Origin of the sequence: Clostridioides sp. ZZV15-6388 (genome assembly GCF_020657755.1) — a bacterium.
Taxonomy (GTDB): domain Bacteria; phylum Bacillota; class Clostridia; order Peptostreptococcales; family Peptostreptococcaceae; genus Clostridioides.
The window spans coordinates 25,605-38,610 of record NZ_JAGWCU010000035.1 but is presented as its reverse complement, the minus strand read 5'-3'; the positions used below and the strand labels follow the sequence as shown (position 1 = coordinate 38,610).

The following is a 13,006-nucleotide window of genomic DNA, read 5'->3' as shown; positions in this document are numbered from 1 at the left end:
GTCGTTATACAGTGATATTTGTTCGTATATATACTCTCTAAATAAAGGATGAATGTTTTGTCTAAGTTTCAAAGTAACTTCGGCTGGTATTTCAAAATACAACTTCCAGTATTCAGAATTATTTTTTTCTAATATAAATGCTACTTTGTTTAAACTAGTGGGGCTAATCTCTTTTAATGTACATTCAAAATTATAATGTCTCAAACTAGTTTCTTCATTTTCAAATACATAATCAAACCACTGTAGAACATTTCTATCAAGTTTTAAACTCATATAAAAACCTTCTTCCTTATTTACTAACCTTATTAGGTCTTTTTATCTGATTATATTCTTCTAATAAACTTTCTTTATCAGCTCTATTTCCTTTATATGCTATATGTGGATTTATCATATATTCACCATTTTTTACTCTCTGTAAAAAATCTAATTTTTTTAGTTCTGTAAACAATGAAGACAAGGAAGTCTTTGGATATTCAAATTCACAAGATAATTCATGTAATGTTTTTCTAATCTTATTATTTTTATCCATAGAATTTATTAATTTTATTGGAATTAAATCTCTCTTAGTATACATTCCTTCTGCCACTTTGATATAATTTTTAAAGCAAACATTCATATATTTACTTTTGTTCATAATCAAATTTCTACTCTCTGTATATTCTTGATTTAAATCTTTTTTTAATGCCTTCTCTAAATTAAATATCTCTTCTCACTCTCCTTATCTCTAATTGATAATATAAATATATTACAAAAAAATATGTATGTCAAAAACAAAAACAGCAAAAGTTTATCTATAAAGTAAACTTTTATTTAGCCAGAAGCTAAACTTTATTATTTCTTAAAATTAGCATTTTCAATTTATTGGTAAGATTTTCGAATAATATTTGTAAATTTTTTTAAAAAATTTTAATATGCTCAATAAAATAGTCTTTCTATAAAGTAAAACTATTGAATGCATAATATTTCCAATTATTTTTTTTGTAGGCTTACTTGACATAGTATACATATATTTATATAATGTATATATACTATATATACAATTTAAGGAGGTGTCTAATTGAATATAGTTATTAGTAATTCAAGTGGCAAGCCAATATACGAACAAATTACTACACAAATTAAAAGTATGATTATAAGTGGAGAGTTGCCAGAAGGTACTGCTCTTCCAAGTATGAGATTATTAGCAAAAGAACTTAGAATAAGTGTAATTACTACAAAGCGAGCATATAGCGATTTAGAACATGATGGATTTATTGAAACAGTTACTGGTAAAGGTAGTTTCGTATCTGGCAAAAATATGGATTTTGTTAAAGAAGAACAACTTCGTTTAATTGAAGAATACCTACAAAAAGCAGTTGATACAGCTCAAAGTAGTGGTATTACATATGATGAGTTAAAAGATATTTTACTTTTATTATATAAGGGAGAATGATAATTATGGACGCAATAACTATAAAAAACCTAAACAAAGCTTACAAAAATTTTGCATTACAAGATGTATCTTTTTCAGTACCAAAAGGCTCTATAATGGGATTTGTAGGTGAAAATGGTGCAGGAAAAACTACTACATTAAAATCAATTTTAAATTTAATATCTTATGATAGTGGAAATATCGAAATTTTTGGTCTTGATAACATAAAAAATGAAAAAGAAATCAAAGAACAAATTGGTGTGGTATTTGAAGGAAGCAACTTTCATGAGAATTTAAATACAAATAATATCTCAAAAATTATGAGCCATATCTATAAAAACTGGGATGATACACTATTTAAAGAATATTTAAAAAAATTAAGAGTTCCAAATAATAAACTAATTAAAGAATTTTCAAAAGGTAATAAAATGAAACTTAGTATTGCTGTAGCTTTATCTCATAAACCAAAGTTATTAATATTAGATGAAGCAACTAGTTCACTTGACCCTATTGTAAGAGAAGAAATATTGGATATATTCTTAGATTTTATACAGGATGAAGAACATTCTATTATTTTATCTTCACATATTACAAGTGATTTGGATAAAATAGCAGATTATATTACATTTATACATAAGGGAAAAATTATATTTAGCGAAAGCAAAGATGAATTAATCGATACTATGGGTATCTTAAAATGTAGTTCTAATGATTTTGCTAAACTTACAAATGAAGATTATTCATATTATCGTAAAAGCCAGTTTGGATATGAAGTACTACTTAAAGACAAGTACAAATTTATTACAAAACATCCAAATCTTATAGTTGACAATACAACAATTGAAGAAATTATGTTATTTTATGTGAGAGGTGATAAATAGTGAAGGGACTAATTTTAAAAGACTTACTTAATTTAAAAGGCAATATAAAAATTATGATTTTATTTATGATTGTATTTGGATATATATCTTCTGTGGGAGATGGAAATAACAATAGTTTTATGGGTGTTATTATAGTTTTATGTACAACAATGATTGTCTCAACATTTTCATATGATGATTTAAATAAATGGGATAGCTATGTACTTACAATGCCTATCAAACGTAATGCTATTGTATTAAGTAAATATTTAACTATGTTAATATTTAGCTTTATAGGCGTATTTTTCTCACTTATTATTAGCATCGTTATTGGATATTTTAAAAATACACTTGTTTTAGATGAGACTTTAGTTATTACAGGATTAATTTTATCAATTTCAATATGTTTTGCCAGCCTTATTTTACCACTTATTTATAAATTTGGTACAGAAAAAGCTCGTTTATTAATGATTGCATGCTTTTTACTTCCTACTGCTGTATTATTAGGATTTAAAAGCCTTTTGGAAAGATTTAATTCAAGTATCTCTATTGAGATTATACTTAATACTTTAGTTTATTCTCTTCCATTTATTGCTATTTTTTTGTTTGTAATTTCATATTTTATTTCTACAAAAATTTATTGTAAAAAAGAAGTATAAAATATATTAACACCAGTTTTTATGTTTAAATAATTTTATAAAAATACTATCGAGGTAAAAGTTGATGGTATTTTTATTTTTTATTTCTACTAGGCTTTTTATTTTTTTATTATTTATTTGTTTAATAACATCCTATTATTTTCCAAATATACTGATATAATATAATTATCTGATAAATTTAGTTGACAATTATATTTTTAGGAGGGTACATATGTTAGGACAAAGATGTATGGATTATTTACAAACATTAGGAAAAATAAGTTCAACAACAACAGGTCTTACAAGACTTATATTAACTGATGAGCATAAAAAATCGATTGAATTAATAAGTTCTTGGATGAAAGGTTTGAATCTTGATGTTGAAATTGATGATATTGGAAATGTTATAGGTACATATAAATCTACTTTCTTAAACGCACCTACATTAGTAGTTGCATCTCATCAAGATAGTGTAAAATGCGGAGGTATATTTGATGGAATGCTAGGAATAATTGTTCCTCTAATTGGACTTGAGGAAGCTATAAATAATAATAAATCTTACCCATTTAATGTTAAAGTAGTTGCATTTGCTGAGGAAGAAGGTACAAGATTTGAAACATCTCTAATGGGAAGTAAAGTTTTTGCTGGTACTTTTAAAAAGGAGCTACTCAAATCTGTTGATGAAAATGGAATTACACTTGAAGAAGCTGTGACAAAATTTGGATTTGATACTAAAAATTTAATAAATTTACACCCTAGAAAAGATATTGATGCTTATTTAGAATTCCATATCGAACAAGGGCCTGTCTTAGAAAACAACTCTCTTCCTGCTGGGATTGTTTCAAGTATTACAGGATTTAAGAGTTTTAAAATATCAGTAAATGGCAAATCTGGTCATGCTGGAACATTACCAATGGATATGCGATTTGATGCTGGATGTTGTGCTTGTGAATGTGTATTAGCAATTGAAAATATAGCTAAGATAACTCCTGATTTAGTTGCTACAATTGGAAAGATGAATTTTTATCCATCATCATCAAATGTAGTTCCTGAAAGAGTTGATTTTACTCTTGACGTACGCTCATGTTCACAAGAAATTCTTGATATTTCAGTAATAAAAATATTTGATGAAATAACTCGTATATGTCAAAATAGAAAACTTAACTATACAAGTGAACTCTCTTTTGAAAATGTTCCTGTACCATGTTCTGATAAAATAACAAAAGTTATAGAAAAAAGTTTTGTAGATTTAAATCTCAACCCATTTTATATTTATAGTGGCGCTGGTCATGATGCTCAAGAAATGGATAATATAACTGATATAGGTATGGTATTTATAAGATGTACTGAAGGTATAAGTCATAATCCTAATGAAAATGTTACTGTGAATGATTTAGATATTGCGGTAAAAATATTTTTAAAAATACTAGATAATCTTAATCTAAGATAATTTTATGATAATACTCTCTATTCTGATGTATTAAAAAAAATGAAAATAAACATGAAGAAGGTAGCAACTAACCATAATTGCTACCTTCTAATTCTATTTATATATAAAAGTTGATATCCCATCAAGAGTATCAAATCTATCATTTCCATTAGCTATATACCTTACTTATAATTATACATTCTATTCATAATTAGCTCATTTTAAATCATATATATTATACAATAGATATCTTTCTAATAGTGGAAATAAACATTCAAATTATTTTTAATATTTCTATTGATTTTTATTTATTTACCTTAAAAAACATAAAGGATACCAAAACTGATATCCCTTATAAATATTATATATTCATTTTTTATTATATTTCTAATTTAATATTCAACTTAACTCATAGAGTTAGAAAATTCTTCTCCTGCTGTAACAAGATTAGATAATAATACATCAGCCAGAGCATCATTAGCTGAACTTATTATCCACTTATTATCTTTCTTAGTACATTCAAACTCTACAGTTTTTGTTACAAAAGTTTCTTCAACACTTTTTTGCTTTTCTTTCATGATTGACACTAACATTTCAGTTGTTTTCTCATCTGTTAAATCTTGACCTGAAAAACTCATGCCAAGCATCTTTGTAAATGCTTCAGCTATTATTTCTTTAAGTAATGGTGTTGAATCTACAAACTTACACTCTACTTGAATTTTTGCATTATTATTTTTAATCTCACTGTCTTTTATTGTGTATGTTATTTTAGATGCATTATTTTTTAGATAATCTAAAACATACTGTGCACTTGGGTCTTCTGTTTCTAATTCTTTTAGTATATCCTTATATTTTTCATCATTATTTTCCATAACTTTGTTCATACCTTCAAAGTCAAATTTCTTTGCACTACTAAAAAAATTATTGATTGTATCTTCTGGTTTTGCACTTGAACATGCTGTCAAAGATATTGCTAATAAAAAAGTTGTTAAAAGTAATATGATTTTTTTCATATCTCAAATCCTCCCTCTTAATTTGTTGATACATAAGTTATTTTAACATATAATGAGGATTTTTAATAATATATTTAGAATATTTATCACTTTTATCAAAACATAAACCTAGATTAAAAAATATTTATATTAAATTATTATTCATATTTACATCAGTCATAGTAGAAACCATAATAGCCTTTATAGTATGCATTCTATTTTCTGCCTCTTCAAATACTTTTGAATACTTGGAATTAAATACCTCGTCAGTAACTTCTAATTCTGATAATCCAAACTTTTCATAAATTTCTTGACCAACTTTAGTTTCTAAATCATGAAAAGCTGGAAGACAATGTAAAAATATAACATTTTCATTTTCAGTTTTCTTTATCATATCCATATTCACTTGATAATCTTTAAGTTGATTTATTCTCGCTTCATATTGTTCTTCTTCTCCCATAGAAACCCATACATCTGTATATATAACATCAGCACCTTTTACATCATCAATATTTTCAGTTAACAATATATCTCCTTTAGACTTTTTAGATATCTCTCTCATATCTTCAACTAACTTTTCATTTGGCCAAAGCTCTTTAGGAGCAAGTGCTACAAAATGAATTCCCAATTTAGCACATCCTATCATCAACGAGTTACCCATATTATTTCTAGCATCCCCAACATACACAAATTTAACTTTATTTAAATCTTTATCTACATTTTCAGTTACTGTTAGAAAATCTGCAAGTATTTGAGTTGGATGATATTCATCTGTAAGGCCATTCCAAACAGGTACTCCAGAGTATTTTGCTAAACTTTCAACAGTTTCCTGTTTAAATCCTCTAAATTCTATACCATCATAAAATCTTCCTAAAACTTTTGCTGTATCAGATACAGATTCTTTTTTACCCATATGACAGTCATTGGGACCTAGGTAAGTTACATGAGCACCTTCATCATGAGCAGCTACCTCAAACGAACATCTAGTTCTTGTTGATGTCTTCTCAAACAATAATGCTATGTTTTTGCCTTGCAATAAATCTCCTTTTATACCAACCTTCTTCTTAGTTTTTAAATAACTAGATAGAGTTAATAAATATCTAATTTCCTCTTTAGTGAAATCCTTTAATGTTAAAAAACTCTTTCCTTTTAAACTTATATTATTCATATTGATTTTCCCCTTTTTGTAAATTTATTTAAATGCTACTCAATCTTTAGTTTCATATATTTTTATATGCCTTCATTCTTATTCTAATAATATATCTTCTAAAAGCTTAATTAACTTCTAGTAGTATATCTTTTAAAATTTCAAGAGCTTCATTTATCTCCTTATAGCTAATTGTTAAAGGCGGTAAAAATCTAAGTACATTCTTTCCAGCAGTCAAAACAAGTAATCCTTTTTTTCTAGCTTTTTCTTCTATAATGTTAGATTCAATAGTAGTTTCTACTCCTATCATCAAGCCCATACCTTTTGTTTTTACTACGATTGTACTATTAAAATTTTCAATAGATTTTCTTATATAATCCCCTTTTTCTAATACATCTTCATAAAATCCTTCTTTAGATATTTCATCTAACACAACAGAAGCTGCCACCATAGCTAATAAATTACCTCCAAATGTTGTACCTTGATCTCCTTTACCTAAAACTTTTGAAAATTTTTCATTTACTAATACTCCTCCTATTGGTATTCCTGCTCCTAAACCTTTTGCAATTGTAACAATATCTGGTTTTACATCAAAATATTCATATCCAAACAGTTTACCTGTTCTTGCTATACCACATTGAACTTCATCAAAAATTACTGCTATGTCTTTTTCTTTACATATTTTTACAAGTTCTAAAATATAATCTTTTTCAAGAACATTAACTCCACCTTCGCCTTGAACTGCTTCAAGAATTACTGCACAAACAGTTGAATCAATATTATTTTTAAAATCTTCAATATCGTTTTTTTCTACATATTTAAAGCCTTTGGGAAGTGGATAAAAATATTTATGATACTTATCCATGCCAGTTGCCATCAAAGACATCATTGTTCTACCATGAAAAGAATCCTTTAAACTTATAATTGTCCCTCTTCCCTCACCATATTTATCACTACTATACTTTCTTGCTATTTTAAAAGCAGTTTCATTTGCTTCTGTTCCAGAGTTGCAAAAATATACTTTATCCAATCCACTTGTATTAATTATTTTTTCTCCTACAGACAATACTGGACCATTGAAATATAAGTTTGATGTATGTAATAATTTGTCCACTTGGTTCTTTAAGGCAGTTTTTAGATTATTATTACTATATCCAAGAGAGGATACTCCATATCCGCTTGTAAAATCTATATATTTATTGCCTTTAGTATCAAAAAAGCAACTACCTTCGCCATAGTCTATAATAAAATCAGGTTGGCTATATGTATTTATGAAATATTCCTCCCATTTTGAAACTATACTATTGTTATTTATATTCATTTTTATCATCCTCACTTAAGTTTATAATCTTCTTTATATTTAACGTATCTTCTTATTCATTTTCTTTTCTTATTAATGTACCTATCCCACTATCAGTAAATAACTCTGTTATTATAGAATGGGGAACTCTTCCATCTAAAATATGAACTCTATTTACCCCATTATTCAAAGCGTCTACACATCCATGTATTTTAGGTATCATGCCACCAGTAATTATACCTTCATCAAATAGCTTATCAACATCCTCTAGTATAACTTCTGTTATCAATGACTTTTCTTCATCTGGATCTCTTAAAAGACCTGGCACATCAGTAAGAAGTATCAACTTATCTGCATTTAATTCTTTAGCTATAGCTGATGCTGCTGTATCTCCATTTATATTATAAGTCTCTCCATCATCTCCAACTCCAATAGTTGCAATTACTGAAATATATCCTGATTTTAAACAAGATTCTATAAGTTCAACATTTACTTTCTTTATTTCTCCAACAAATCCTAGTTCATAATTTTTATATGGGTCACATAAAATCATATTATTGTCTATCCCACAAAGCCCTACTGCTCTTCCACCTTTTATATGTATCTTATTTACCAAATCTTTATTTACCTTTCCAGCTAAAACCATTTTTACAATTTCCATGGTTTCTTCATCTGTATATCTAAGCCCGTTTACAAATTTACTTTCTATATCTACTTTAGCGAGCATTTTATTGATTTCTGCTCCTCCACCATGTACTAAAACTATATTGATTCCAACATAACTCATAAGTACAAGGTCTTCCATAACAGACTCTTTTAAACCATCTTTTTTCATTGCACTTCCACCATACTTAACTACAATAGTCTTTCCTTGATGCTTTTCTATATATGGTAAAGCTTCTATCAGCGTATTTGCTTTTTCTATATCAATCATTAAGCATTTCCTCCTAATTTCTATAACTTCCATTTATTCTTACATAATCATAACTTAAATCACATCCCCATGCATTTCCCCTAGCATTTCCCATGTTCAAATCTACTAATATACTTATTTCATCATCTTCAAGAATTTTTTTCGCTTTTTCTTCGTTAAAATCTAACCCATTTCCCTGTTTACATACTTCTATATATCCTTTCATGCTTTCAAAAATAATATCTACTTTTTCCATATCTATTTCTTCACCCGCATAACCTAAAGCACACAATATTCTTCCCCAATTTGCATCAGCTCCAAATACAGCTGTCTTTACCAAGGAAGAAGATATAACTGTTTTTGCTAACTTTACTGCATGTTCTTCGCTTAGTGCTCCATTTATATAGCATTCAATTAATTTTGTGCATCCTTCTCCATCTTTAGCAACAAGTTTAGCAAGTTCTATACAAACATATGTAAGTGCACTTAAAAAGACTTGATAATGTTCATCTTTTTCATCCATTCTCTCATTTTTCGCTTTTCCATTTGCCAAAATCATTACCATATCATTAGTACTTGTATCTCCATCTACACTAACTCTATTGAAGCTTTTATCAACTGCACTCTTTAGAGCTTCTTTTAAGAGAGCACTATCGATATTTGCATCCGTAGTTATAAATCCCAATGTTGTTGCCATATTAGGATGTATCATTCCTGAGCCTTTTGCCATACCTCCAATAGTTATTTTTTTATCTCCATACATTATTGCTACTGCTATTTCTTTCTTTATAATGTCAGTTGTCATAATCGCTTCTCTTGCTCCAATATGACCTTGTTTACTGAGATTACTCACTAATTCATCCATATTTTTTTCTATTAAATCTATATTTAATGGTTTTCCTATAACACCAGTAGATGCAACCAAAACATCCTCTTCTTTAACATTTAATTTTTCACTAGTAAATTTAGCCATTTTATATGCATTTATAAGACCTTCTTTTCCATTAAATGTGTTAGCATTAGCACTATTCACTATAATCGCTTGTGCTTTTCCATTTTTAATATGCTCCTGTGTTACATAAACTGGATTTCCTTTAACTTTATTTTGAGTAACTACTGCTGCTGCATCACATAAAATATCTGAATAAACTAAAGCTAAGTCCCTCTTTTCTTTATTTTTTCTCAATCCACAGTGAATTCCTGAAGCAACAAACCCTTCTGGAACTGTAACTCCACCCTTTATAATCTCCATTTTTATCCTCCTACTTATATGAGTTTAGTATTTTTCTATTCCTAAAATGATGGTGCAATATGCTTTAATCCTGTAGTCTCCTCAATTCCAAACATTATATTCATATTTTGTATGGCTTGCCCTGCTGCTCCTTTAATCATATTGTCTATAGTTGAACAGATTATTAATGTATCTTTATTTTCATGTACTGATATTACACATTTATTTGAATATATAACATTTTTTAAAGAGGTTATCTTATCTAATGGGAGTATTTCTACAAAATCTTTATATTCATAATAATCAGTCAATTTTTTATGTATATCACCTATAGATACATTATCTTCTTTTATGCAGTATATAGTTGATAGTATCCCTCTATTTACTGGAATTAGATTTGGTGTAAAAACTACATCTACATTTTCTTTATACGCTTCACTTAGATTTTGTTCTATTTCTGGAGTATGTCTATGTTTTCCTATTTTATATGCAGTTATATTCTCATTAACTTCTGTAAAATGACTACTTGTTGATAACTCTCTACCAGCTCCTGTGAGACCTGATTTAGAGTCAATTATTATATCATTATTTTTTATTAACTTAGAGCTTAATAATGGCATCAGTGGTAAAGAAATACTAGTAGGATAACATCCTGGATTTGCAACTATATCAGCATTTTTTATATCTTCTTTATATATCTCACTTAATCCATATACAGCTTTTTTGTGTAAAATTTTATCTATAAAAGATACCCCATACCATTCACTATATATTTCTTCATCTTTTATTCTGAAATCAGCACCTAAATCTATGACTTTCTTTTTAGATTCGATTGCTTTTATTGCAAATTTTTCACTTACCCCATGTGGAAGAGCAGTAAATACAACATCACACATATCAATGACTTTTTCGTTTTCTATACATACCATACTGTTTTCATAACCTATACTTGGGTATACATCAACTATATTTTTGCCAATGTATGAATTTGAACCTATAGCTGTAACTTCTACTTCTTCATGATTTATTAATAATCTTAGTAATTCTACACCAACATATCCAGTTGCTCCAATAATCCCAGCTTTTATTTTACTCATTTTATTCCCTCCGTTTTACAATTATTTTAAGAATATTTTGAATTATTTTTTTAGATTAATATTATTATTTGATAATCATTTGATAATATATAAATTTAAAACTATCTAACTCACAATAAAAAGCCCCTTAGCATTGATAATGCTAAGAGGCGAATTTCCGCGGTACCACTCTTATTGGTAAAATTATAATTATAATAATTCTTATAAATTAAAAAGTACTTGCAAATGTATATTTAAAATTAAAAAAGCCTCTTGGTCAAAGACCAAGAGACGAATATACACCCGCGTTACCACTCTAATTGATAAGATAATCTTACCCACTCTAATCTCTTAAGGCGAGACTCACCAATTACCATACTCCTAGTTCTGGTAACTTCCTCCAAAGCTCTATTCACAATAAAATTCATTACTAGGCTTCCACCATCCCTAGCTCTCTATCAAATCCTTTTATGCTACTTTCTTTTTCATAGGATTTCAATTTCTTTTCTTGTTGTTTTATATAATAATTTATTTTTAGTAGTTTGTCAATATTATTTATAAACTTTTGGAAATTTTTTCTAGATTGTTAATTTCCACCATTTTGTATCTGAGTTACGATATAACTTAAAACCACATCTTAATAAAACATTTTGTGAATCTGTATTGTCTGCATCAGTTTCAGCTATCACAGAAGAAACATTTTGTTGACTTAATCCCCAACTACATATCTTTTTAACAGCTTCTGTCATATATCCTTGTTTTTTATAATCTTCACCTAGACCATAACCAATCTCAATTTCACCATAAGAATTTGGTACATCTTTAAAATCAGCTAATCCTATAATTGTACGGTTTTCATTTAGCATAATAAACCAAAATGTATAAAACAATATATTTTTTTCATCTTTTTTAGCAATATCTAATTGTCTTTTTACAATATCATAAAAAAACCCAATCATTGGTTCTGCACAATAAATGCAATCCAATTCCTTTTCTAATTCTGCATTATTGGAAGTCCAAAGTTCAAGTTTACGAAGTGATAGTGGAATTAAAGTTAATCTTTTTATTTTTAATATCATTTTTTCTCCTTTTTAAGAGAAGGACTAAAATTGTTATCAAAGAACTCTTAATCAGACACAACAATAGTCTTTCTATTGATTTTCTTTTTAATATGATAAAACCTCGTCTATTACATGAATTTTCATTTATTAGTTCTATATTTTCTAGCAGGCTATAAATTTTACTACTCAATATCTTTTTTGCGAGTCTTAATTATCATATCATGACTATACTTAGTAGTTTTAAATGTATCTGCAAATGACATTATAATGACACTATTTATAAGTATTAACTCATCATAATGTAGAGTTACTTTTCCACTATAAAAGTCATTCAACTTCTTTATGTCTATATTGGTTAAAATAGATACTATATCCATTGAGAATTCCCTACTATAATTTATTATATTTTTATTCATTAATTTTATTAATACTTTTTATTATTGCTTTATTATTTTTTTCAAAAGGAAGAGGTTTAAAAATATTAACCTCTGCTAAATACTTTTTAGGTGTACTTGAAACTGTCTCAGCCTTACAAATAAATTTATAATTTGTTCCAGCTACAATTTGAGTAGAAACAATAAGTGGCTCATATTCAACACCTAGCAATGTTCCTTTGGTTTCATTAAACACTTTCAAGTCATCTTCGTTTGGCAACCTAAGATTTGCCCATCCGCCACACAAATTATGTATATCTATTGGATTTTCAACTCTTATATTACTTTTATCAATACTGTAATTATCTTTACTAGTTTCTGAGCTTTCTTGCGCATATGTAGTTCCTGTAATTAACATAGATATAATCATTCCAGCAGATATAATTTTTGTGTTAATACTTTTATTCATAATAATTACCCTCTCTTAATATATTTTATTTACATTCCAATATTTAACAAAATTTCATCTACTCAACATTATACCACAATAATCATAATAAATAGTAAGTTCATG

General features: G+C 27.4%; 14 protein-coding genes, 1 pseudogene and 1 other annotated feature. Of the genes and pseudogenes, 4 read left to right on the top strand and 11 right to left on the bottom strand.

Going from position 1 to position 13,006, the window contains the following annotated elements:
• Together KGF48_RS16710 and KGF48_RS16705 are read right to left on the bottom strand one after the other, a co-directional pair.
• Positions 1 to 273: pseudogene (locus tag KGF48_RS16710) on the bottom strand (hypothetical protein); the annotation flags it as partial.
• A 16-nt stretch (positions 274 to 289) separates the two neighbouring features.
• Positions 290 to 634 carry a replication/maintenance protein RepL gene (locus KGF48_RS16705; protein ID WP_227840955.1) on the bottom strand — a complete coding sequence of 115 codons (345 nt, stop codon included), beginning with the start codon at positions 632 to 634 and terminating at the stop codon, positions 290 to 292.
• A 423-nt stretch (positions 635 to 1,057) separates the two neighbouring features.
• Here KGF48_RS16705 and KGF48_RS16700 point away from each other — a divergent pair, with 423 nt between their 5' ends.
• The 4 genes from KGF48_RS16700 to KGF48_RS16685 all read left to right on the top strand — a co-directional run bounded on the left by KGF48_RS16700 (position 1,058) and on the right by KGF48_RS16685 (position 4,359).
• Positions 1,058 to 1,432: a GntR family transcriptional regulator gene (locus KGF48_RS16700; RefSeq protein ID WP_227827959.1), complete on the top strand. Its 375-nt coding sequence runs from the start codon at positions 1,058 to 1,060 to the stop codon at positions 1,430 to 1,432.
• Positions 1,429 to 2,292, top strand: coding sequence for an ABC transporter ATP-binding protein (locus tag KGF48_RS16695; RefSeq protein ID WP_227841091.1), 864 nt, complete (start codon positions 1,429 to 1,431; stop codon positions 2,290 to 2,292). The genes KGF48_RS16700 and KGF48_RS16695 overlap by 4 nt, the downstream gene beginning before the upstream one ends.
• Positions 2,292 to 2,930, top strand: coding sequence for an ABC-2 transporter permease (locus tag KGF48_RS16690; protein WP_227827957.1), 639 nt, complete (start codon positions 2,292 to 2,294; stop codon positions 2,928 to 2,930). The genes KGF48_RS16695 and KGF48_RS16690 overlap by 1 nt, the downstream gene beginning before the upstream one ends.
• 211 nt (positions 2,931 to 3,141) lie before the next feature.
• Complete coding sequence (locus KGF48_RS16685; protein ID WP_227841092.1) at positions 3,142 to 4,359, top strand: M20 family metallo-hydrolase; 1,218 nt, start codon at positions 3,142 to 3,144, stop codon at positions 4,357 to 4,359.
• Between the two features lie 383 nt (positions 4,360 to 4,742).
• On the opposite strand, the gene KGF48_RS16680 is transcribed toward KGF48_RS16685, so the two are convergent.
• The 9 genes from KGF48_RS16680 to KGF48_RS16640 form a co-directional block, all read right to left on the bottom strand.
• Positions 4,743 to 5,351 (bottom strand): DUF4878 domain-containing protein, encoded by a 609-nt coding sequence (locus KGF48_RS16680; protein WP_227841615.1) that lies wholly within the window; start codon positions 5,349 to 5,351, stop codon positions 4,743 to 4,745.
• 124 nt (positions 5,352 to 5,475) lie between these two features.
• Positions 5,476 to 6,498, bottom strand: coding sequence for an ornithine carbamoyltransferase (gene argF / locus KGF48_RS16675; RefSeq protein ID WP_227827954.1), 1,023 nt, complete (start codon positions 6,496 to 6,498; stop codon positions 5,476 to 5,478).
• 106 nt (positions 6,499 to 6,604) lie between these two features.
• Positions 6,605 to 7,798: an aspartate aminotransferase family protein gene (locus tag KGF48_RS16670; protein WP_255287791.1), complete on the bottom strand. Its 1,194-nt coding sequence runs from the start codon at positions 7,796 to 7,798 to the stop codon at positions 6,605 to 6,607.
• Positions 7,799 to 7,850: 52 nt separating this feature from the next.
• A complete protein-coding gene (gene argB, locus KGF48_RS16665) occupies positions 7,851 to 8,711 on the bottom strand; it encodes an acetylglutamate kinase (protein ID WP_227827953.1) in 861 nt (286 codons plus the stop codon).
• A gap of 13 nt (positions 8,712 to 8,724) precedes the next feature.
• Positions 8,725 to 9,942, bottom strand: a complete 1,218-nt coding sequence (argJ, locus tag KGF48_RS16660) for a bifunctional glutamate N-acetyltransferase/amino-acid acetyltransferase ArgJ (protein ID WP_227850329.1) — start codon at positions 9,940 to 9,942, stop codon at positions 8,725 to 8,727.
• A 41-nt stretch (positions 9,943 to 9,983) separates the two neighbouring features.
• On the bottom strand, positions 9,984 to 11,018 hold the full coding sequence (argC, locus tag KGF48_RS16655) for an N-acetyl-gamma-glutamyl-phosphate reductase (protein WP_227868284.1): 1,035 nt from the start codon (positions 11,016 to 11,018) through the stop codon (positions 9,984 to 9,986).
• Between the two features lie 263 nt (positions 11,019 to 11,281).
• Positions 11,282 to 11,495, bottom strand: a binding site (T-box leader).
• 80 nt (positions 11,496 to 11,575) lie between these two features.
• Complete coding sequence (locus KGF48_RS16650; protein WP_227868283.1) at positions 11,576 to 12,076, bottom strand: GNAT family N-acetyltransferase; 501 nt, start codon at positions 12,074 to 12,076, stop codon at positions 11,576 to 11,578.
• Positions 12,077 to 12,240: 164 nt separating this feature from the next.
• Complete coding sequence (locus KGF48_RS16645; RefSeq protein WP_227841097.1) at positions 12,241 to 12,435, bottom strand: hypothetical protein; 195 nt, start codon at positions 12,433 to 12,435, stop codon at positions 12,241 to 12,243.
• Positions 12,436 to 12,466: 31 nt separating this feature from the next.
• A complete protein-coding gene (locus tag KGF48_RS16640) occupies positions 12,467 to 12,901 on the bottom strand; it encodes a hypothetical protein (RefSeq protein ID WP_227868282.1) in 435 nt (144 codons plus the stop codon).
• Positions 12,902 to 13,006: the final 105 nt, after the last annotated feature.

Excerpts from the sequence above, each read along its gene's own strand:
- KGF48_RS16705 (WP_227840955.1), bottom strand. The coding sequence starts at position 634 with ATGAACAAAAGTAAATATATGAATGTTTGCTTTAAAAATTATATCAAA.
- KGF48_RS16695 (WP_227841091.1), top strand. The coding sequence starts at position 1,429 with ATGATAATTATGGACGCAATAACTATAAAAAACCTAAACAAAGCTTAC.
- KGF48_RS16685 (WP_227841092.1), top strand. The coding sequence starts at position 3,142 with ATGTTAGGACAAAGATGTATGGATTATTTACAAACATTAGGAAAAATA.
- KGF48_RS16680 (WP_227841615.1), bottom strand. The coding sequence starts at position 5,351 with ATGAAAAAAATCATATTACTTTTAACAACTTTTTTATTAGCAATATCT.
- argF (WP_227827954.1), bottom strand. The coding sequence starts at position 6,498 with ATGAATAATATAAGTTTAAAAGGAAAGAGTTTTTTAACATTAAAGGAT.
- KGF48_RS16670 (WP_255287791.1), bottom strand. The coding sequence starts at position 7,798 with ATGAATATAAATAACAATAGTATAGTTTCAAAATGGGAGGAATATTTC.
- argB (WP_227827953.1), bottom strand. The coding sequence starts at position 8,711 with ATGATTGATATAGAAAAAGCAAATACGCTGATAGAAGCTTTACCATAT.
- argJ (WP_227850329.1), bottom strand. The coding sequence starts at position 9,942 with ATGGAGATTATAAAGGGTGGAGTTACAGTTCCAGAAGGGTTTGTTGCT.
- argC (WP_227868284.1), bottom strand. The coding sequence starts at position 11,018 with ATGAGTAAAATAAAAGCTGGGATTATTGGAGCAACTGGATATGTTGGT.
- KGF48_RS16650 (WP_227868283.1), bottom strand. The coding sequence starts at position 12,076 with ATGATATTAAAAATAAAAAGATTAACTTTAATTCCACTATCACTTCGT.
- KGF48_RS16645 (WP_227841097.1), bottom strand. The coding sequence starts at position 12,435 with ATGGATATAGTATCTATTTTAACCAATATAGACATAAAGAAGTTGAAT.
- KGF48_RS16640 (WP_227868282.1), bottom strand. The coding sequence starts at position 12,901 with ATGAATAAAAGTATTAACACAAAAATTATATCTGCTGGAATGATTATA.